The organism is Ruegeria sp. BC1 (genome assembly GCF_056539305.1).
The window spans coordinates 68,592-88,762 of sequence record NZ_JBQFUT010000009.1 but is presented as its reverse complement, the minus strand read 5'-3'; the positions used below and the strand labels follow the sequence as shown (position 1 = coordinate 88,762).

Genomic DNA, 20,171 nt, shown 5'->3' with positions numbered 1-20,171 from the left:
TCGTGCCCTTCGCGCCTCACTGATTGCGATATCTGTTTGCAGGAAACGACACCATTTTCGGCTCAAAATAAAACGCCGCCCCGGTTGGGGCGGCGTCATGATCAGCGTTAGCGGCCTGCTTATTCGGCGGCCTGTGTTGCAACACCGTGCTTGTCGCGCTGGCTGTCACGGAACAGCGCCTTGCCCAGCGACACACACATCAAGCCCATTACCATGGTAAACGGCAACGCGCCGATGATCATCGCGTTTCGCAGCGCGTCCATCGGGTTGTTTTCGCCAGCCGCCAAGATAAGCGCGCCGATCACAGCCGTCAGGATCACACCCCAGATGATGCGGTGCTTGACGCCGGTTTCCTGGCTTCCACCCGACATAATGGTGTTCATCACCAGAATGCCCGAGTCCGCCGAGGTCACGAGGAAGGTCATGATCAGGATCACACACATGACGTTCAGCATGGACAACAGCCCGCCGTCGATCATGTAAGACAGGGTCACGAACAGCTTGTTGGTGTTCGATGCGCCGATGATCGCGCCTTCGGCAGCGCCTGCCAGTTCCAGATCAATCGCGGTACCGCCCAGAACGGTCATCCAGGCAAAGCAGACCAGCGCCGGTGCGAACACGCAGCCCAGAATGAACTCGCGTACCGAACGACCTTTGGAAATGCGCGCCAGGAACAGGCCCACGAAGGGTGAGAACGCGATCCACCAGGCCCAGTAGAACGTGGTCCAACCTGCCTGCCAGCCAAACTGACGGCCCTGCTCACCCGCAGCGTATGCCGCAGCCAGCATTTCTTCGTCCAATTCGGCAGCGGCACCGGTCAGGCCTTCACGGAAGCCCTCAAAGCTGCCCCACGCGTTGGTTGCACCGCCCATCAGATCGTCTGCGTGGGCCTGTGCCTCGGCTGGCAAAGCCGCAGCGAAGGCTTCAGCCGACAGCGGACCATAGGCGTTAAAGCTGAGCGAGATGAAGTGCAGGATGTAATCGACCATCGCCGAACCATAGGTGGTCATGGCAAAGACGAAAGAACCAAACACGACGAACGTCCCCAGCAAAATGATCGACAGCACCAGGTTCAGGTTCGACAGATACTTCACGCCACGTCCAACACCGGACACAGCCGAAATGATCGACAGGCCCATGATCACGACAAGACCAGAGATCAGGCCTACCTTGCTGGGGGAGGGAACCTCACCGCCAAGGTCCATGATCCACTCCATCCCAGTAATGGCATAGAGGCCATCGATGAACTGGCTGACACCATAACCGATGGTGACCGACACACCGAGGATTGTCGCAACAACGCCCAGAACGTCGACCACGTGGCCGAAAAACCCGTTGACGAAGCGACCGAACAGCGGGGTCAGCGCCGAGCGGATTGTCAGCGGCATGTCACGGGTATAGGCGTAGTAGGCCAGCGAAAGGCCGGTGACGACGTAGATCGCCCAGGCGTGGAAACCATAGTGCAGGAAGGTGAAGCGATAGGCCGACTGAACGGAATCCGGGTCGTTACCCGCAACATCGCCCGACAGAACAACCGGGTTCGATCCCCACAGGCCCAGCGGCTCGGCGGTGGCGAAAACCATAAGACCGACGCCCAGACCCGCGCCAAACATCATCGAGAACCACGAGAAGTTCGAGAACTCGGGTTTTTCCCCGGGTGTTCCCATGATCCGGCGGCCGGTGGACGGAATGATGGCGACGATGGCGAGGAAGAAGAAGAACAAGCCAACGATGACGACGTAAAAGCTGTTGAATACTTCAAGCAACTGGCCGTTCAGGCTGCCCAGCGTGCTGTTCGCATTGGCCGGGAACACAAGCGCCCACAAAACCAGCCCGACCATGATGGCCTTACTGATCAGAGCAATTGGGACGCTGTAGTTTTCATAGAAACCGGCATCCGCCGTTTCTATTTCAACGTCCGTAAAAGGTTCGGGTATTGACATGGTTCTCCTCCGTGTTGACGCGTTGTGTTGGACTGAGCCTGCGTTGATCAGGCGGTCCAATTCTGTTCATTCCTTCGACCCGGTCCCTTGGTGCGCGACACCATTCCTTCGTCCGGCCAGGGTCTTTGAAAGTTTTCTTAGGCACAAAGCCCAAGCCACTTGCAAAAAGCGGCAGCTAATGGTCCGTTTGCGTATCCCGCCGACCTTAGATTGATCTGGTCAGAACCGACGTATTTTGTAGTTTTACGACACCTACCACCAATCATAACCGCAGAATGCACCTTCAGTGTTAGCAACGCTAGCTTTCAACTGCAAAAAAACTAATACTCAAGTGAAACCAACTAACCTGAAACACAACAGCGATTCCCTGACCTCATGTCCAGACGCCACTATAACCTTCCTCCGTTGACCACTCTTTCGGCCTTTGAGGCAGCCGCCCGTCACCTCAGCTTCAAGAACGCAGCAGAAGAGTTGTCGGTTACGCCGGGCGCTGTCAGCCACCAGATCAAAGCTCTGGAAGGTGATCTGGACACCGCCCTGTTTCAGCGAAAGCACCGCGGAGTCGATCTGACTGAAGACGGCAAAGCGCTGCATGAGGCGCTGTCTTCTTCGTTTGGGCGCATCTCGAAGGTGCTGGCCACGATCCGTGATCGCAAATCCGGCGGCAAGGTCACAGTCGGCTCGACCACGGCGGTGGCGGCGCTGTGGCTGTCCCCGGCGGTGATCCGGTTCTGGCGTGAAATGCCCGAAGTCAATGTGGATCAGCTGTCACAGGATCGACCCTTCCGGGATCGCCCGGACGTCGACTTTTTTATCCGCTACGGACGCGACAGTGACCCGAACCTATCGCATACCCCCTTGTTCCGGGACCACCTGATCCCTGTTGCCAGTCCCGAAGTGGCCGAACGGCTTGCGGGTGCAAGCCTCGAAGCGCTGGCGGCAGAACGGTTAATCCATCTGGACTCGGATGATCGCAGCTGGACGACTTGGCCGGACTGGTTTCAGCAACTGGGGCATACGGGCACCATTCCAATCGATTCACGCGTCAACAGCTACTCGGTCGCGTTGCAACTGGCCCGTAAAGGGGCAGGTTTGACGCTGGGCTGGCAACGACTGATCCACCCGATGTTGCAATCGGGTAAGCTGGTGGCAATCGGACCACATCACCTGACCGCGCCAAACCAGTTCTATCTGGTTGGTCGCCCGGATGATGAGCTGTCAGATAGTGCCCGCGCGCTGAAAACTTGGATCATTCAAGAGGTTCAGGAAGGTTCAGTTTAGAATAAATCACTCTTTGATGAGGATTTCTGGTATTGAGAGGAACCCACCTGATCCGCCAATACGAGAAGGAATGCATCCAGCAACACCTCAGGAGAGCCCGATGAACAAGCATAGCGCGCTGTCTTCCGTTCTGGCCGATGTAACCGTCGCCAACGGCCTGCCGAATGAGCATTATATCGACCCGGCTATCTTTGCCGAGGAAAAACGGTCGGTGCTTTATGCCAATTGGTCTGGGATTGGGTTTGGCAAGGACGTCCCCGAGGAAGGGGACGCAAAACCGGTTGATTTCCTCGGAATGCCCCTGCTGATTGTCCGGGACAAAGAGGGTGAAGTTGGCGTGTTCCAGAACACCTGCCGTCATCGGGGCATGATCCTTGTCGACACGCCCCGCAAGATCGGCGGTGCGATCCGCTGCCCCTATCACAGCTGGTGCTATAGCCTGAAGGGCGAGTTGCGCGCGACCCCGCATGTGGGTGGCCCCGGTCAAAACAAGCACGAGGATGTCAAACGAGAGGATCTGGGCCTGATACGCGTGCGGTCATTCGTCTGGCGCGATGTGATCTTTGTGAATGTCGATGGCAACGCGCCCGAATTCGAAGACGCCCACGGCGCCCTGCTGGAACGCTGGAAAGAATTCGAACAGCCTGTATATCACGGCGGCGAAACATCTTCGTTCAAGCTCGAGGTCAAATCCAACTGGAAGCTGGCGGTCGAGAACTATTGCGAAAGCTACCATCTGCCGTGGGTGCATCCCGGCTTGAACAGCTATTCCCGGCTGGAGGATCACTACAATATCGAAGCCCGAGGGCATTATTCCGGTCAGGGCACGCTGGTCTATCGTCAGTTGACCGATCAGGACGGTGCGACTTTTGCCGACTTTGACGGGCTGAGCGACAAATGGGATGAGGGCGCCGAATACGTGGCGCTCTACCCCAACGTTCTGCTGGGCGTGCAACGCGACCACGCATTTGCCATCGTTCTGGAGCCGGTGGATCAAGAGAATACGGTCGAGCATATCGAACTCTATTACGCCAAAAGTATCGACGACACGCCACAGCATGACGGGTTGCGCGCCTCGAACGCGCAACTGTGGAAAACCGTATTCGAAGAGGACGTCTTTGTGGTCGAGGGCATGCAAAAGGGTCGGCACGGGATGTTGTTCGATGGCGGACGGTTCTCTCCGGCGATGGACGGTCCGACGCATAATTTCCATCACTGGGTCGCGACACAGATCGAGAAAGGTCGTACAGAGTAACGTTACTGGTCAGTCAGCCCATGGACAAAGACGAATTGGATCGCCTGCTGCTTGAGGCCCATGATCGCAACGATCATGCGGCCCTGATCCGTTACTACACCGCAGCCGCGGATCAGTGCGAGGCAGCGCAGGACGTTGATGCCGCTTGCTTCTATCTAACCCACGCCTTTGTTTTCGCGCTGGAAACCGGCGCAACCGAAGCGGACGCGCTGAATCGGCGTCTGGTTACACATGGTCGCGCGCATCGGTTAGAGTTCTGAGACGAACCGTGGGCCAAGCCCACTTTCGCCTGACATTCAATCGGGTCCGGAGCTGGCTACAACACCCTGACCCGACGTGGGGCTTTTCTCACAGCTTTCTCACCTTATAGTTCAGACCAACCACCACGGTCGCTTGGGGAGAGGTGAACGTATGGAACACAACACGGACATGCTGATCATCGGCGCCGGGTTCTCGGGGCTGACAATGGCGATCGAAGCCCGCAAACGCGGGATCGGCGATATCGCGATCCTTGAGAAAGCGGCCGATATCGGCGGAACGTGGCGTGAGAACACGTATCCGGGCGTGGCCTGCGATATCCCCTCGCACCTTTATTCCATGGCAACCCACCTGAATCCGGACTGGAGCCGCGCTTATGCGGGTGGGCCCGAGATCCAATCCTACCTGCAGAAGGTCTGCCGTGACGAGGGGCTTTATGATCTGTGCCATTTCCACCAACAGCTGAAATCCGCCCGATGGGACGGTGAGCGTTGGCAGGTGGAAACCGAGACCGGGCAACATTGGTCGGCCCGTTTTCTGGTCTCGGCCATCGGGGCGCTGCACCTGCCCAGCAATCCCGACATCCCGGGCGCTGACACCTTTCACGGCCCCTGTTTTCATTCCGCCGAGTGGGATCATGACGCGGACCTTGTCGGCAAGCGGATTGCGGTCGTTGGTACCGGCGCCTCGGCTGTTCAGTTCGTGCCCGAGATCGCAAAGACCGCCGCACATATCACCGTCTTTCAGCGCTCGGCACCCTATGTCCTGCCCCGGCCCGACGGCCCCATCGCCCCTTGGGTACGCGGCCTCTACCGGCGCATTCCGCTGTTACCCAAACTGCGGCGCAAGCTGATTTACATGATCTTCGAATACCGCCACCGCGTATTTCGCGGCGAAGAGCGCATGGTGAAATTTGCCATGAAGATGTGGCGTCAAGGGCTGGAGAAGGCGATCACCGACCCGGAAGAACGCGCCCACCTGACCCCCGACTACAGGATCGGCTGCAAGCGTATCCTCAGCTCGAATGATTGGTATCAGGCTCTGGCACGCGACAACGTGAGCGTAATCCCGCATGGGGTGGCCTCGATTGAAAATGACCGGATCATAGCCTCGGACGGCAGCGCGACACAGGCCGATATTCTAATCTGGGGCACCGGATTTCACGTTACCGATGTTGTAGAAAGGCTGGACGTCGAAGGCGCTGATGGGTTGTCCCTGCGCGAGGCATGGGCCGAAGGGATGCAGGCCAACCTGGGCACCGCCATTGCAGGGTTTCCGAATTTCTTCATTCTGCTCGGACCGCATACAGGACTAGGTCACAACTCGGTCGTGCTGATGATCGAGGCGCAGGTCCGCCATATCGGTCGAGTGTTGGATCAGATGCAGCAGGATGGGCTGCACGCCATCACCCCGGACACCGCCAAACAAGCGGCCTTTACCCAAGAGATGCAGGACCGTCATTCTGACAGTGTCTGGCAAGCGGGCGGGTGTACCTCCTGGTATCAGGACACCGCGGGTCGCAACACGACACTTTGGCCGGGCACTGTATCAGAGTATGAAAAGCGCATGGCGCAATCCGGGTTAGAGCAATACCACCCCGTTCCGACCCCAAGCGGAGATCGCTGAGATGAATACTGTCCTGATTATCGTTTTGATTATCGTCGCGGTTTTGATCGGCATGAACCTGTGGACCCGCAAACTGACCCGCGACGGGCAAAGACGGGTGCCACAGCTAGGGGAAATTCTACCCGTGAACGGTGGCCGCATTCACTATGTGGAACGGGGCGATCCGTCGAAACAGACCGTCGTCCTGATCCACGGCCTCACCGGTCAATTGCAGCACTTCACCTATGCGCTCGTGGATATGCTGGCCGATGATTTTCACGTGCTTGCCCTTGACCGACCGGGCTGCGGGTATTCAACACGCGATAGCGCTGATCTGGGCCGCCTTCCCGAGCAAGCGCGCATGATACAAGAGCTTCTGGACGCCAAGGGTATCACCGACGCCGTTCTGGTCGGTCATTCACTGGGAGGAGCGGTGTCTCTCGCGATGGCGCTCGACTACCCTGGACGAACCAAGGCGCTGGCCCTTCTGGCACCGTTGACACATTCATTGCCCGCTACGCCGCAGGTCTTCAAACCGTTGGAGATCCGCACGGAATGGGTGCGAAGCCTGATTGGCAATACGCTCGCCGTACCATTGGCCGCCAAAACCGCGCACCATACCCTGGACGTCGTTTTTGCCCCCGAACCCGCGCCAGTGGATTTTCTGGATCGAGCAGGTGGCGCGTTAGGGCTGCGCCCCTCAGCGTTCATCACCGGATCTCAGGATGTTGTGGGCGTGAACGACAGCATCGCAGCACAAGCGGCGCGATATGGAGAACTGGCCGTACCCGGTGGCGTCCTCTACGGCGCACAGGATGCAATTCTATCTCCCGCGGCACATGGGGATCCCATGACACAATTCGGCCTGTCCAGCGAACAGATTGACGGGCTGGGGCACATGATCCTCATAACCGCACCTGACATCTGCGCCACGTTCATCCGTCGGATCGCGGATGCTGCGCGTGACGATCCTGCGCCCTCCACCGAGACCGGGTGATCCAATAAGAAAAAGAATCCCACTTGCACCGTGTTTTCCCTCTTGACCCTCCTCAACCCCTCGCTTACATCGCCTCTCACTCATGGCGGAGTAGCTCAGTTGGTTAGAGCAGCGGAATCATAATCCGCGTGTCGGGGGTTCAAGTCCCTCCTCCGCTACCAAATCACCAATCTAACCATATGTTATCGATGGTGAAATCCAAAAGAACCCCGAAACTTACCATCATTTATACCATACTATCGATCCACTTCCGGACTATCGACCGGATGCTAACGATACAAACAGGTGGATTATCCTTGTGAGTGTGCACAAAAAACTGTGACGACCGACGACCAATTTTTTTTCATGAACGGTCGTCACAAGGTTACTGTCTATTCGTCGTCAGTAAAGTACTACGTCAATCATCTACCTCCAACCATACGACGTCCTTCGTATTAATATACTCTGGTAAATCAGTCAGAAAATCACCAGTTGCAGAGTTGATTGCGTCAATCAACAAACCTTCAGCTCCACGAAAATTCGCACCTTCTATTTTTGCTCCTGTAAAATTTGCTTCGTACAATTTAGCGTCATTGAAGTCGGCATTGGTGAGATCACAATAGCTAAAATCCACCCCCCTTAGATCGGCGCAATAGAACAGGGCGTTCTCCAAATTCGAACTGCGCAGAATGGCTGCGTATTCATGCCATCCTTCTCTGTCGGAATAGTCGCCGCCTTCAGTGCCGGAGAGATTGGCACCATCAAAGACTGTTTCTGCCAAATTAGAATATGCCAAATCTGCGCCTTGGAGATTTGCGCCAGCTAAATCTGCGCCCACCCAATCACAATACGAGGCTTCGACATATTTCAAGTTAGCCCCGCGGAAACTTGCGCCAAGTGCTCTTGAGCGAATGAGATTGCTGCAAAACAAGTCGGCTCCGCTCAAGTCGGCCCTGTTCAAATTCGCTGCCCACATATGTTTTTTTCGCAATCCTAATCTACGCAGGGCGAACTGCACAGCTGTTTCGGTCGAAACCCCAATCCGTTCCAATGCAGAATTGGCAACAAGCCAACTTCCCGGCAATTTGAAGTTAACCGTCCAGCTCGGCTCTTGCTTGTTGTCGAATTCCCCCGACGGGCAGCAACATGCCACAGCAGAAGTGACGGCAATTAGGGCGCTTTCGGAGCAACGCTGCCGTCTCTCACACTCTCTCCAACTCCGATCTGGAAAAACTCTATGTGCGGAAGCACCGTGTTCCATGACCCAATCAATGAACTCGGTTAGATGGTCTTTGTAAGGTGCCGCACTGGTGCTAGCTACATGGCGCACTGCTTCGTCATACAAAAATCTTACAATTTCTGGTGTTAGCTCTCCGAGGCCAAAAAGTTCGGTCCAATGGTGCTCGACATCTTCAGGCTCCTCATTTTCCAGTTTCCTTGCCGTGCGCAGCCCGTAAAACAACAAACCTCTGGCAGCGAGGTACTCACCGAAACTCTTATGTATGAACTCAAATCCCTCCTCTTCTGATGACCCACCAAATCGAGTGTGAATATTCAGGGCTACGGACTGGAGCTCTCCAGAATGCAGTTTCTTGTAGCGTTTTTCTTTATTTAGATGAAGTTTGCGCACCTTTCTGAAATCTTCGTCGTCGCCGGTTCGGCCATTTCCGCGCCAAGCAGCGATCCCAAGACATTCCATGAGATCAAAGAAATCCGAATTAGATAAACCTGCGCTTTGGAAATGCTCTTTGCGCTTGTTCCGGTCATAAATCTTTTCAAGAATGTCCTCGTAAACGTAGTTTCTGTTGCGTGCAGCAACTTCCCAGTCTTCTCCGCAGTACCGTGAGTTTATCAAGAGATGGAGTAGTAAAGGCTCAGCATTTAATTCCGACATTCTTGCATCGGTAATCGGCTTAGGAACCTCATTCGAGCAAATCCCTTTCACTTCTGCCCACGTGAGCCAGTATTGCTCTCGCTGATCAATCTCCATCAAGCAGTCAGGATCAAACAAGTCTTCTGGGTCGTTCTTGTCCCGGTGTTCACTCAACCGGCATGATGCCCGTGTCATTACAGAGATGGGCGCTACGTTAAGCATCGTACTGAGAGGAATATTTGCCGTTCTTAACGCCTCTTCGCACGCAGCATTTCTCCCTAGTACAATAGCGCGAACTGGAGAGCCGTCGGTATTAAGCGGTGCAAGCATATGCCTTAGTGCCATCAAGAATTCACGGGCGTAACGTTTCCCGTCATCTTCATTTGTAGTTAGTTCGTCGAGACCATCAAAAACGAACAAAAGTGGCGTTTCGTCGTGCTTACGCCAGTCTAATGGGTTTGCGGGAAGGCCGGGATTTCCATTTTCTGCCAAGCGGTTATCATGTTGAACAAAGTAGCGACCAATGTCTTCTCGCAGTGACCCAGTAAGACTAGTGTACTGCAACCTTACAAACGCTACCCGATGTCCACCGCTACGTATCACTTGGTGTGCGAAAGCGCGTGCAAATGACGATTTTCCACTGCCGGGACCGCCGGTAATCACACGGATTGGATCGACTTTCGGGTCAAATGAAAGCCACGAGTTAGTCGTTTGATGTAAATCCGCTACGTGCGCATTGCGAACTGTTTTAGAATACCTAATGTCCTCGCTTTTCTCTACATACTCTACATTCCAAAAACAGCGAAGCTTCAGGTATAGAGACGATAGCGGCACAGTTTCTCTGTCATCCGTAGAAAACACCGGAGCGTCAACAAATTGACTAGAAATCCAGTGGGCATGCTTCGCCCAAGCTGCATCCCTGCGCGCGCCTTCCCCACCAATGCTTAGAAGAGCCCTTTCAAGAGGCTCGAAAAACAAAGGCTCTTCGCAGATTACCCTGCTTGACCCTGCCCGCAATGCTTCAGCAAATCGCGTCTCCAGCGTTTCTAACCCCAGATCACCACCTGTTGTAGCACCTAAAATTAGTCCCGGGAGAGCCGCCTTCGCCGGGTCAAAAGCTGATGAGCTTGCCGGATTACTAAAGCACTCAATATCAAATTCGGCAGAGCCAAACTGTGTGCTAGCCTCCAAAAAAGCGTGTATCGCCTCTTCTTTTTTTGCAGACAACGGGGCACGCTTTCGCGCCTGAATGAGCATGTCACCGGCTGCGAGGCTCAAAGTCTTGACTGCCCAAATCCATGCAAGGTTCTCAGGTTTTTCGGCCTCTTTTCCAGCCAGTTCTCGCAGCGCTTCCCTAAGTTGCAATACAACGTTGTGAACGTTAGGTCCTGTAGGTTGCACCGCCTCTACAGCGGCAAGTAAACTGTGGAAAACAACCGCCCCGTAGTCTCTTTTCGTTTCGGGTTTAACGAATTGGATAGTCACAATAATGCTCTCACCTTAAGATTACTCCCGGCAAGCTATTTCAATCCGACAAGCTCTGACCATACCTACAACCAAGAAAATTGTTTTTCTTAGAATACTGATATCTTTGACCTCTACAGTGGAGCGTAGGCTGACATATTTTTAAGGAGTTTTTGCGAAGACATCTTCCGCTTGGTTAAGATTAGTAAAAACGCGGGCGCTGCAACTAGTTGCAACGCCCAGCGCGAAGTCTAAGGTTATTTGCAACCAGTTGCACCGTAGCTTTCCCAGAGAGCTTTAGCGGCTCCGAGAGCCAAGGCAACAGGCCAAAAGAGAATGAATGATCCCTTTACAAGCATCATTTCCCCAGTCGTCTGACGTTCTTCCCAGCGCATCATCTCCAACTCAAATTGAGTGACCGCATCCAGTCGAGTGATGTGGGGGGCAGATGGCCGGGGCACTGCGATCATTCGCCAGAGGATGCTGCCGATTGCACAATAGGCCGCAGCCAAGAGAAACTCAGTCAGGACCATTATCTGAACCCTTGCTACGGCTGTGGAAGTAGTTCGCTTTCAAACTTGCGCAAAGGCGCTCCTTTTCGCGCTCTAGGGGCTCACGTAGTTCGAGGAAAAGGTCCTTGTCCTCCGCTGCGTCTCGGCGAATTTCACGAATGCGCTGTTCTTTTTGCTCAGCAGGGGAGGCCGAAAGCCGTACTGCGTCCAATTCTGCCATTCGCCTAAGTTGGCGATCATCTCGTGCATCTCTCAAGCGCTGCAACCGGCGTTCGATGTCGATGCCTGCCGGTGATTGCTTGTACAGTGCATCCTTCAATAAGGCCCATCCAGTTTCTAAATCGTCACCCGCATCAAGCAGGTTTTCTTGGTATCTGTTCATTGTTTTTCCTTTCGGTTTTGGGAAGAGTTTGGGCGCAGCGCGGGCAGGTTGCTGTCTGTCGCTGCCGCCGATTTTCAGTGTGAATTCGATTGGTCGGAGTACATCCGGAAAATTTGCCGGATAGATGCACCCTCTAACGTGCCGCGCTGGGCGAACAGGTTGTTGTGAAAGTGCTTCACATACCAATTCTGACGCATGTTAGCGACGTGAGCGGAATTCTCCAGATAGAATGCCAGTTCCTGACCTTCCGCTGAGGCTGCCGGAAAACCGGCACGGAAATCCAGCAGGGCTTGCCACACCCCAAGTGGGTAGTGCCCGTTGAACGGATCGATGAATTCAAACAGCCTGTTCTCTGCTACACGGCGTTGATGCTCATGCCAAAGTTTCGCAAGTTTGGTTTCGTCCTCCGCTTCCGCATGCGACAGGCGGTGCTCCAACCTGTGTCGCGCGCCATCCCGGATACCTATGTCGGATCGAGCTGGGTCAAACACATACCCCAGGAATTCCATAGGGGCATTGTCGACGAATTCGGGGTCACACAGCGCAAGCGGACCAGCAGGGCACCGTTCAAAATGAGCGGTCAAGGTATCAACCATCTCCCGGCAGGCAGCCATCGAACGTGCTGCTACAACGATGTTGTCGAAGCAGAGCATGACCTTGGCATCATCCGCGCTGGGGATGCTTTTCAACAGCCAAGCGAGGATGATGTTGGAAGCCGGGGAGCCTTGCATTAGGCCTTTCGGCCCGCTTGCCTTGTGGCGTCCATGATGTACACAGAGAGAGGAACTATAGGAGAGTTGAGATGCCCTATGGTCCCGGTTCTCGATGAAGGACAAGTTACGTATGTCTAGTGCTTGGCGGGTCACCTCCTGTGATAGTGGCAGTTCATAAAGGGCGTCGGGGTTGATGCTTTGAAAGCAGTCAACGATGTCCGTCTTGGCTAGGTGTACGTACCCGGCAGATTGCAGGGCTTTCAGGTGCCGCGCCGCGTCATCTCGGCTGAAACCCGGCACACCATAGAGTGCGTCACTGCGCTCAAGCTGCTGCCCGATCACCTCGGCAATCATGTAGTGGACAGCTTTCAGGTCAGGCGGCAAAACACAGATGGGCCGAGACGAACCGTCTGCTTTCGATGTGAAGTACCATGTGACGGGCGCGTAGCGGTCTGTCCATGCGTTCACGTTTTTGCCTAGCTCTACAGCCTCCTTTTCGCCCGGCTCTCCGCCCAGCGCACGCAATGCCGCGCTCAGTCGGACCTTGGGATTGCGAAGGAAATCGCGCACGACAGGGTTCAACCGTTTTCCGGAAGCCGTAGCCATTGCGATTGCGCGGCTCTTTTCTTTGAAAACCTGATGAGCCAGCCCCCGCTTTTGGGACCATCCCTTCATATTGCCCGGTCGTGCAACTGGTTGCACCAAAACGCGCGGGGCGGTCAGGTCGTTGGGCGCAGCCATAATTTAGTCCAACCTTTTCGCGCGACGGATGAAGTTTTCCGGCAGGGCAGCAAGTTCAGTCGGCACAGAACCCGTTTGCTTGCGCCACAGACGCAAAAGGGCATCGCGGGACACATGGTAGCCAATAGCGTTCCATGCGCGCTCAGCGGGCTGTTTTGCGGGTCTTCGGCGCTGGATAATCCATTGGCAATCATCTCGGCACTCGATCACGCGTAATGCGCCTGCTGAGTGCACAATTTTGCTGTACATGTCGGAGCATTCCCGGCGGTCGGCGCGCAATTGAGAAGCCCCTAGTTCTTTTACTGGGGTGGTCGGCATATCATTCTTTCGGGATAATCAAATCGTCAGCTAAGGACGAAAAATCGCAGGCTCTTAGCGGTTTGCTTGCGCCGAACTGATGGCTGCTTCGATCTCAGATCGTAGCCAGCGTGTCGCTCCACCAATCTTGACGGGCTTCGAGATGGTCCCCTCAGCCGCCCAGCGCCATACTGTGGACTTGCCACAACTCAGGAGCTTGGCGACTTCTTCGTCTCGGATAAGTTCTTCTTGCATCGGTCAATCCTGTTGCGTCTCAGTTAACCGCAAGAAGCCTTCAAGCACCCAGTATTAATAGGGTGCGGAGATTAATTGGCGCGGTGATTATCGAACGCGGAGATTAACCCAACGCCAGATTGTCCGTTCAATTACCGATTTATGAGAGGTCCGAATTTCGTTCAGCGATAGTCGGCGCACCCGCTCTACTAATCTCAGGAAACTCTTCTGCAACTTCCTTCATGACCCTATCCTCACCTCGCCGGGACAAAGTCAAATTTGTTGCTTCCTTTAGGTATACCGCTAGCTTGGTTCGCTTAGGTATCGGCTCTCCGTTATGTTTTTTTCCTTTTAGGTAACTTCTAAGAAACTTCACTGCGTCGCGTTCACTCGCAACGGTATTTTTTTTCGCCGCTTGCGTCTTGGTAACGGGATAAGTCGGCAACAAGCCCTCAAATTCTTGAACTTTTGGCATTGCAGACATCTTCACGCACAAGGTGCTCTCTCCGTCCCCTTTCAAGGTCCAATTATCGCTATGCAAGTATTGAAACCTATCGAAGTCTGAGATGCCACTGCCTAAGAACACGCCTTTAACAACGCTGTACCAGTGCTTTTTAGTACCTTCAAAACCGCGACAACCAAAAAACGGAAACTCCCGACCTTCTACATAATCAAGTACTTCGATAGTTGCGCGCAACGGATCAAGGCCGTGTACGTAAACGCTCAATCTGTCTACATTTTTCGACAGAAAAGTTTCCGTCAGAAAGTTGGACAAGGACGCACGTATGCGTACTAACTCTTCATGGCGCTTTAATTGCAGCGCAATTTCATTCTCGCCTATCGCGACAACATTGCCTCTCTGTGCAACTGGTTGCAGCTTGGGTCGTTTAGGCATTGCCCGAGGCAATTCTGCCTCCTGAATTTTTTGCGCAAATGGCAGGTCAAGCACGTATTTTCGGACGCATTTATGAAGCTCAAAAACCGATATGTAACCTTCTGGCATCATAACAGGCTTCATACTCTCACCATCTCCACGATTTCGCCCAACTGTCCCGTTGCGTAACGGGACCACGCTTCCATCAAGGTCCGACGACGGTCAAATAGATCAGAACGCGCGTATGCCCGCTCAACCTTGTTACCAAAACTGTGGGCCAGTGCAGCTTCGGAAACTTCGCGGTCAGCGTGGGCGCTTTCACTGCACCAATCACGGAAAGTAGACCGAAACCCGTGTGTTGTAATGCCATCGTGTTTCATTCTCTTCATCAGAGCTTTAAACACTGGGTCTGACATCTGCTTGGCCTCGCCTACCTTGCTTCTAGACGGGCTGGGAAACACGAGTTCCGCATCTAGGCCCCTAACCCGCTCCAGAACGTCCAGCGCTTCTTTTGTGAGCGGAACCCTATGCTCTTTTCCCGCTTTCATTCGGTCCGCCGGAATAGTCCAAACATTACCTGAAATCTCGTCCCATCGCGCTCCGCGCGCCTCCCCGGATCGAACGGCTGTTAGTATGATAAACCGCAACGCGAATGCAGACGTGCCTTCACGGGTCAACAAGTCTGACATGAATGCTGGCAAGTCTTGCCACGGTAATGCTGGCATATGAACAGCAGTGCTCTTGACCGCAGGCAGCGCCTTCTTAAGGCCGTTAACCGGGTTTTCATGCGGATAGTGCCCAGCGCCTTTTGCCCAATCAAAGATATTGGCAAGCCGCTGTTTTACTCGGTTGGCCGTCTCATGCTTTTCCACCCAAATCGGTTGCAGTACCGCCATCAGATCAGATGTCCCGATGGTTTCGATTGGTCGGTCCCCGAAGCTGGGGAAAGCATACCTTTCAATCGCCGAAAGCCAAATTTCCCCGTGCCGTTTACTACGCCACGTTGGCAGAAGATTTGCGTGGGTGCGCTGGGCGGCTTCGCGAAATGTAAGGGTTTCCCGCTTTCTGACGGTATCCGGATCGCCGCCTGATCGGGCCACTTTCCTTAACTCACGCGCTAATTCTCTTGCCTCGGCCAAACCGACCAGCGAGGCAGAACCCAACCCTAAGTCTCTTCTTTTTCCGTAGACGACGGTCCTAAGTATCCAAGACTTACCCCCGGCCTTGCCAATGCGCAAATACAGACCGCCTCCATCGCCATACATCCCCGGCTCTTTGAGGCTTTGAACTTTTCGTACTGTAAGAGAAGGCACCGTTTTTTGTCCCATCATTTATCCCATCAAAAAACATAAGACCGGGCGAGATGGGATGAAAGAGGATAAGACGAAAAGTTTGATATTTTTCTTTGTTTACAGATTGTAGTGAGAATTTAAGAAATTTCTTGAGAAGGTAGTTTGGCAGTCTCCTCCGCTACCACCCCCCACTTCAAATTTTCGGTTCAATACGAGGGTGGTTAGGCATTCCTGACCTCGACCAGAATACCATCGTCATCTCAAGGAGAAACAAGGGCCTCTGAATCGAGAGCCCTTTTAGGCTTTGTGTTTTCACTAGATGGTGCGGTTTGCCGCGCACGCAGTCGTCAGGTCGCGACGTGAGAGACGTCTTTGTCCGGCGAATAAATGTCCAGGATGTTCCAATGTCCGGTGGTTGGCGTCGGATTGTTGATCATTGGGACATCAAGGACAGTTGGTTTGCCGCTGGCGATTGCAGCTTCTAATGCGGGCAACAGCTCGTCCGCAGCGCTAAGCCTGTGCCCCTCCGCGCCGTAGGCCCGCGCTATGTCTGCATACCCCGGTCCGTTCGCGGGTGCTGCGGCTGATCCGGGGAACGTTGTTCCATAAGTCAGACCGTAGTGGGCCTTTTGAAGGCCCGCAATGGTGCCGAAAGCGTTGTTATTCATGACCAGCCAGATAATGCCCAGGTCAAGTTCAACAGCTGTTGCCAGCATCGACGGATTTTGACCGAAGCCACCATCGCCAACAAGGCTGATCACCACTCGATCCGGCGCTGCCAGTTTGGCACCGATCGCGCCCGGTGGGCCAAAGCCCATCGTGGCGAACCCGCCCGGGGTCAGTATTGAGCCGGGGGTCAAGATATCAAACTGTTGCCCAACCCCGTTCTTGTTCCATCCAACGTCGGTCGTGATGATGGCATCCTCAGGCAGCGCCTTGCGGGTATCGGCCAGAATACGCTCGGGCATCATCGGAAAGGCTGATGAGGTTGCCATTTCCAAGTTGCGCGCTTTGAAGTCGGTCCGAAATTTAGCAATTTTCTGTTCAAGCGCGGGGCGTTTGAAACCGTCCGGATACATCTCGCGGGCGACCCGGTTGAGGATGCGCAATGCGGCCTTGGCGTCAGCAACGACTCCGATCTCGGTGGGATAGTTCCGACCGATCTCCTGCGGCTCAATGTCGATATGAATGACCTTGGAACCGGGGATGTTGAACGTGTAGCCAGGGTACCAACTTGAACAATCAGCCTCTTTGAACCGAGTGCCCACGGCAAAGATGTAGTCCGCATTCAAGCAGGACTGGTTGACCAATTCGGTGCCCCAAAACCCGGTCATTCCCAGCACAAGCGGATGGTCGTCTCGCAACGCGCCTTTACCCATCAGGGAATGCGCGACTGGAAGGCCCATATGTTCAACAAATTCTCGCAACTCCTCGCTGGCCTGTGCCAGAAGAATACCACCTCCGACATAAGCTACTGGGTTTTCGGCATTCGCAAGTGCTTCGACAATCTCACGCGCGGTTTCGTCGTCAATCGATGGTTTCTTGAGCGCGTTCGTGTTACCGAGAATACGATCAAAGCTGTCCGACGGGATGACTTCCGAGAAGATGTCCATCGGCACATTGACCAACACGGGGCCAGGCTGACCGCTTTCCGCGAGGTGAAACGCCTTCTCCAGAATCTCGGCCATCAGGTCGGCGCGATCCACGCGCCAAGCGCGCTTCACGAAGGGTCGGTAAATCTCCCATTGGGCTGCGTCTGCATGCAGGTTCACTTCCTGGTGCGGATGTTTACCGTAGTAATGCGTGGGAATGTCGCCAGCGATCACCACCATCGGGATACAATCCAATGCGGCATTGGCGACCCCGGTGGCACAATTGGTCAGCCCCGGGGAGAGATGAGACAGTACCACCGAGGCCCTGCCCGTCACGCGGGCATATGCGTCCGCCGCGTGGCTGGCGATCTGTTCGTGCCGAACGGTGACGAAATCGATGGGACTTTCCGCCAACGCAGCCAGAACCGCGATGTTCGTGTGACCGCATAAGCCGAATACATGCTTGACTTCTCGGCGTTCGAGAAAGTCAACGATATGTTCGGCAACGGTTTTTCCTTCCAGTTTCGCTCCGTCCATCACGCGACCTCCTGTCCATAGAACTCACCGAACAGGTCAGGCTCTGATGGGCGATCCTCGGGGATCGGACGGCTGACCCAGGTGTAGTTCATCATATGCTTCATGGTGACGTTTTCGTTGGTGATGTTGCCGCCCCATATGCCGCAGCCCAGGCTGCTGGTCATGGGCATACCATTGGTCCAGGCACCGGCGTTGGCCTTGGACTGAGGCTGTCGCACCATCATACGGCTGACTGGAGCCAGACGCGCCAACCGGTCGATATGATCGTCATTGTGGCTGTAGATGCCGCAGGAATGGCCTTTGCCTCCGGTGTTGTAAATCTGGCTGACCGTTTCCAGCGCGTCATCAAATGTGTCGAAGTGATATAGCGCCATCAGCGTGGTCAGTTTTTCCTTGGAGAACTTGTGCTGCGACCCGATTTGCCCCTGATTTTCGACCATCAGAAACTTGCGATCTTCTGGGATGCTAAAACCGGCAACCTTGGCCGTTTGCTGAGGCGGACAGGCGATGGTCGGGAATGTGCGGTTTCCCTTTTCATCCCACATTGCCGCTTCAAGCATGGCCTTTTCCCCGTCCGAACACAGGTACCCGCCTTCGGCCTCCAGCGCCTTAACCATGTCATCATAAACCGAGCGCTGGATGATGATATTGCCATCTGCCGAGCAGCCAGACCCAAAATCAGAGGTCTTGGAAATGCGTGTATTCTGCGCCGCGATATCCAGATCGGCGGTCTCGTCTATGACGATGGACGAATTGCCCGCACCGACGCCATAAGCCGGACGCCCCGAGCTGTAGGCTGCTTTGACCATGGGCTTGCCGCCCGTCGCCAAAGTCAGATCACAGATCTCCATCAGATGTTGCGTCAATGGGATCGACGGTTTGCGAATGGACTGAAACAGATCCTCGGGGGCTCCTGCAGCACGACAGGCTGCGCGCATAACCTCGACCATTTCGAAGGTGGTATGAGCGGTTCGCGGATGCGGGCTGAAGATGACTGCATTCCGGGCGTTTGCGGCGGAAACACCGGTCACCGGTGGAGTCATTGCCGGGTTGGTCATCGGGATCAGGGAGGCGATCACACCGGCAGGTTTGGCATATTTCACCAGACCTTTTTCCTCATCCACTTCGACGATACCGGTCGATGGAGTGCGCAGGACATCACGCAGTACCATGTGAATCTTGAATCGTTTCGCTGGACGCCCTTCGCGATCTCCGATGCCGCTCTCGTCCACGCCTTGCTGGGCCAGACGGGTGAAGGTTTTCTCGTTCCCTGCATACCACGCAATGGCTTGAGACAAGCGGTCCAGCCTGTCCTGTTCCCAATCCTCGATCTCGGCCATGGCAGCACGGGCGCGTGCCAGCATATCGGCCGCGAGTTGTCGGTCGTTTTCAGTGAGCTCTTTGCCCATGATTATCCTCTTGGTGTTTTGGAATTGCTGCATCGGGCATACGGCGCTGTGACCGGGCCTTGCCAAATGTTCGCTTGGCGTGGCTGAGACAGCGACGCGCGTGTTCTTCATATCCCAACTCGGCAACGCGGCTTTGGTTGGGCAATTCAATGGAATAGTCGACGGGCGGCATCCGTTCGATGATGCCGGTGAAATCGATCCAACCTTCGCCGGGGTACAACCTGGCATCGCGGGCCAGCTGGATCATGCCCTCGCGCGTATCAGCGATGCCTGGCAGGCAATCAGAGATATGCAGGAAGTGAAACAACTCCGAGGGGACGTGCAAAAGCTCTCCGAGATCCACGCGGCTGAGGTGCAGATAAAGCGTATCGACCAGAATACCGCCATTCGGCTGATCAGAGGCGCGGACAATGTCCAGCGCCTCATCCAGCGTGCGCAAGCGAGAGAAGCTTGGAAACTCCAGGTCCACAGTTAGCCCATACGGCGCCGCCAGTTCGCAGGTTTCGGAATATACTTCGATCAGGAAGTCGCGATCATCACGGGTGTTGGTCCACGCGCTCATGATCATGCGTTTGGCGCCCAGTTCCCCGCCGATCTCCAACGAAGGCTCAAAACTGCGCGGATCGACATCTTCGGTGATGCGCGCAAGTTCGACATCAAGGACTTTCAAGCCGGTGGTAGAGAGAGCAGTTTTGGTGGCCTGCACCTGTGCCTTGTCGATTGGAGATTGATTGAATTCACCGGGCACATGCATCGGAATGAAACGGGGGCTGACGGCATCGTAACCGGCCCGCGCGGCGATATAGACCAGCTCGGGCGGCGTACAGCCAATTAGCGTCAGATGCGCCAAGGAATAGAGAGAGGGGCTTGTGCCAGCCTCTTCGGGTTTCACCATGAACGGCAGCTCCACGTGTCTGCGAATCTCTAATTCAT

Annotated in this window: 17 protein-coding genes and 1 tRNA gene; 6 read left to right on the top strand and 12 right to left on the bottom strand. The window is 54.8% G+C overall.

Translation table 11 applies throughout. The features are described from left to right. Positions 1-119: 119 nt before the first annotated feature. The gene (locus tag ACR0IY_RS17940; RefSeq protein ID WP_480675711.1) at positions 120-1,943 is read right to left on the bottom strand and encodes a BCCT family transporter; all 1,824 of its coding nucleotides are present in this window, start codon (positions 1,941-1,943) and stop codon (positions 120-122) included. Between the two features lie 375 nt (positions 1,944-2,318). Between ACR0IY_RS17940 and ACR0IY_RS17935 the strand changes: the two genes are divergently transcribed. The 6 genes from ACR0IY_RS17935 to ACR0IY_RS17910 all read left to right on the top strand — a co-directional run bounded on the left by ACR0IY_RS17935 (position 2,319) and on the right by ACR0IY_RS17910 (position 7,500). Then, on the top strand, positions 2,319-3,224 hold the full coding sequence (locus tag ACR0IY_RS17935) for a LysR substrate-binding domain-containing protein (RefSeq protein ID WP_480675709.1): 906 nt from the start codon (positions 2,319-2,321) through the stop codon (positions 3,222-3,224). Positions 3,225-3,324: 100 nt separating this feature from the next. Continuing rightward, positions 3,325-4,479, top strand: coding sequence for an aromatic ring-hydroxylating oxygenase subunit alpha (locus tag ACR0IY_RS17930; RefSeq protein ID WP_480675707.1), 1,155 nt, complete (start codon positions 3,325-3,327; stop codon positions 4,477-4,479). A 20-nt stretch (positions 4,480-4,499) separates the two neighbouring features. Continuing rightward, the gene (locus ACR0IY_RS17925; RefSeq protein ID WP_480675705.1) at positions 4,500-4,739 is read left to right on the top strand and encodes a hypothetical protein; all 240 of its coding nucleotides are present in this window, start codon (positions 4,500-4,502) and stop codon (positions 4,737-4,739) included. A 151-nt stretch (positions 4,740-4,890) separates the two neighbouring features. Continuing rightward, complete coding sequence (locus tag ACR0IY_RS17920) at positions 4,891-6,363, top strand: flavin-containing monooxygenase (RefSeq protein ID WP_480675703.1); 1,473 nt, start codon at positions 4,891-4,893, stop codon at positions 6,361-6,363. A 1-nt stretch (position 6,364) separates the two neighbouring features. Then, positions 6,365-7,339 (top strand): alpha/beta fold hydrolase, encoded by a 975-nt coding sequence (locus tag ACR0IY_RS17915; RefSeq protein WP_480675701.1) that lies wholly within the window; start codon positions 6,365-6,367, stop codon positions 7,337-7,339. An 84-nt stretch (positions 7,340-7,423) separates the two neighbouring features. Continuing rightward, positions 7,424-7,500 (top strand) — tRNA-Met (locus tag ACR0IY_RS17910). A 236-nt stretch (positions 7,501-7,736) separates the two neighbouring features. On the opposite strand, the gene ACR0IY_RS17905 is transcribed toward ACR0IY_RS17910, so the two are convergent. The 11 genes from ACR0IY_RS17905 to ACR0IY_RS17855 all read right to left on the bottom strand — a co-directional run bounded on the left by ACR0IY_RS17905 (position 7,737) and on the right by ACR0IY_RS17855 (position 20,133). After that, positions 7,737-10,676: a pentapeptide repeat-containing protein gene (locus tag ACR0IY_RS17905; protein WP_480675699.1), complete on the bottom strand. Its 2,940-nt coding sequence runs from the start codon at positions 10,674-10,676 to the stop codon at positions 7,737-7,739. A 236-nt stretch (positions 10,677-10,912) separates the two neighbouring features. Next, on the bottom strand, positions 10,913-11,188 hold the full coding sequence (locus tag ACR0IY_RS17900; RefSeq protein WP_480675697.1) for a hypothetical protein: 276 nt from the start codon (positions 11,186-11,188) through the stop codon (positions 10,913-10,915). Beyond that, positions 11,175-11,549 carry a hypothetical protein gene (locus tag ACR0IY_RS17895; RefSeq protein ID WP_480675695.1) on the bottom strand — a complete coding sequence of 125 codons (375 nt, stop codon included), beginning with the start codon at positions 11,547-11,549 and terminating at the stop codon, positions 11,175-11,177. Before ACR0IY_RS17895 ends, ACR0IY_RS17900 begins: the two co-directional genes overlap by 14 nt. Positions 11,550-11,623: 74 nt before the next feature. Beyond that, a complete protein-coding gene (locus ACR0IY_RS17890; protein WP_480675693.1) occupies positions 11,624-13,003 on the bottom strand; it encodes a reverse transcriptase domain-containing protein in 1,380 nt (459 codons plus the stop codon). Between the two features lie 3 nt (positions 13,004-13,006). Next, positions 13,007-13,321, bottom strand: coding sequence for a hypothetical protein (locus ACR0IY_RS17885; RefSeq protein WP_480675691.1), 315 nt, complete (start codon positions 13,319-13,321; stop codon positions 13,007-13,009). Positions 13,322-13,375: 54 nt separating this feature from the next. Then, positions 13,376-13,555 carry a helix-turn-helix domain-containing protein gene (locus ACR0IY_RS17880; RefSeq protein ID WP_170424474.1) on the bottom strand — a complete coding sequence of 60 codons (180 nt, stop codon included), beginning with the start codon at positions 13,553-13,555 and terminating at the stop codon, positions 13,376-13,378. A 139-nt stretch (positions 13,556-13,694) separates the two neighbouring features. Next, on the bottom strand, positions 13,695-14,552 hold the full coding sequence (locus ACR0IY_RS17875; protein ID WP_480675689.1) for a hypothetical protein: 858 nt from the start codon (positions 14,550-14,552) through the stop codon (positions 13,695-13,697). Beyond that, positions 14,549-15,739 carry a tyrosine-type recombinase/integrase gene (locus tag ACR0IY_RS17870; RefSeq protein WP_480675687.1) on the bottom strand — a complete coding sequence of 397 codons (1,191 nt, stop codon included), beginning with the start codon at positions 15,737-15,739 and terminating at the stop codon, positions 14,549-14,551. The genes ACR0IY_RS17875 and ACR0IY_RS17870 overlap by 4 nt, the downstream gene beginning before the upstream one ends. Positions 15,740-16,047: 308 nt before the next feature. After that, entirely contained in the window at positions 16,048-17,829 is a 1,782-nt protein-coding gene (locus tag ACR0IY_RS17865; RefSeq protein ID WP_480675685.1) for a thiamine pyrophosphate-binding protein, read from the bottom strand. Beyond that, positions 17,829-19,238: an aldehyde dehydrogenase family protein gene (locus ACR0IY_RS17860; RefSeq protein ID WP_480675683.1), complete on the bottom strand. Its 1,410-nt coding sequence runs from the start codon at positions 19,236-19,238 to the stop codon at positions 17,829-17,831. The genes ACR0IY_RS17865 and ACR0IY_RS17860 overlap by 1 nt, the downstream gene beginning before the upstream one ends. Next, entirely contained in the window at positions 19,219-20,133 is a 915-nt protein-coding gene (locus ACR0IY_RS17855; protein ID WP_480675681.1) for a sugar phosphate isomerase/epimerase family protein, read from the bottom strand. Before ACR0IY_RS17855 ends, ACR0IY_RS17860 begins: the two co-directional genes overlap by 20 nt. Positions 20,134-20,171 lie beyond the last annotated feature (38 nt).

Coding starts and splice junctions, on each gene's coding strand:
- ACR0IY_RS17940 (WP_480675711.1), bottom strand. CDS start 1,943: ATGTCAATACCCGAACCTTTTACGGACGTTGAAATAGAAACGGCGGAT.
- ACR0IY_RS17935 (WP_480675709.1), top strand. CDS start 2,319: ATGTCCAGACGCCACTATAACCTTCCTCCGTTGACCACTCTTTCGGCC.
- ACR0IY_RS17930 (WP_480675707.1), top strand. CDS start 3,325: ATGAACAAGCATAGCGCGCTGTCTTCCGTTCTGGCCGATGTAACCGTC.
- ACR0IY_RS17925 (WP_480675705.1), top strand. CDS start 4,500: ATGGACAAAGACGAATTGGATCGCCTGCTGCTTGAGGCCCATGATCGC.
- ACR0IY_RS17920 (WP_480675703.1), top strand. CDS start 4,891: ATGGAACACAACACGGACATGCTGATCATCGGCGCCGGGTTCTCGGGG.
- ACR0IY_RS17915 (WP_480675701.1), top strand. CDS start 6,365: ATGAATACTGTCCTGATTATCGTTTTGATTATCGTCGCGGTTTTGATC.
- ACR0IY_RS17900 (WP_480675697.1), bottom strand. CDS start 11,188: ATGGTCCTGACTGAGTTTCTCTTGGCTGCGGCCTATTGTGCAATCGGC.
- ACR0IY_RS17895 (WP_480675695.1), bottom strand. CDS start 11,549: ATGAACAGATACCAAGAAAACCTGCTTGATGCGGGTGACGATTTAGAA.
- ACR0IY_RS17890 (WP_480675693.1), bottom strand. CDS start 13,003: ATGGCTGCGCCCAACGACCTGACCGCCCCGCGCGTTTTGGTGCAACCA.
- ACR0IY_RS17885 (WP_480675691.1), bottom strand. CDS start 13,321: ATGCCGACCACCCCAGTAAAAGAACTAGGGGCTTCTCAATTGCGCGCC.
- ACR0IY_RS17880 (WP_170424474.1), bottom strand. CDS start 13,555: ATGCAAGAAGAACTTATCCGAGACGAAGAAGTCGCCAAGCTCCTGAGT.
- ACR0IY_RS17875 (WP_480675689.1), bottom strand. CDS start 14,552: ATGAAGCCTGTTATGATGCCAGAAGGTTACATATCGGTTTTTGAGCTT.
- ACR0IY_RS17870 (WP_480675687.1), bottom strand. CDS start 15,739: ATGATGGGACAAAAAACGGTGCCTTCTCTTACAGTACGAAAAGTTCAA.
- ACR0IY_RS17865 (WP_480675685.1), bottom strand. CDS start 17,829: ATGGACGGAGCGAAACTGGAAGGAAAAACCGTTGCCGAACATATCGTT.
- ACR0IY_RS17860 (WP_480675683.1), bottom strand. CDS start 19,238: ATGGGCAAAGAGCTCACTGAAAACGACCGACAACTCGCGGCCGATATG.
- ACR0IY_RS17855 (WP_480675681.1), bottom strand. CDS start 20,133: ATGGTGAAACCCGAAGAGGCTGGCACAAGCCCCTCTCTCTATTCCTTG.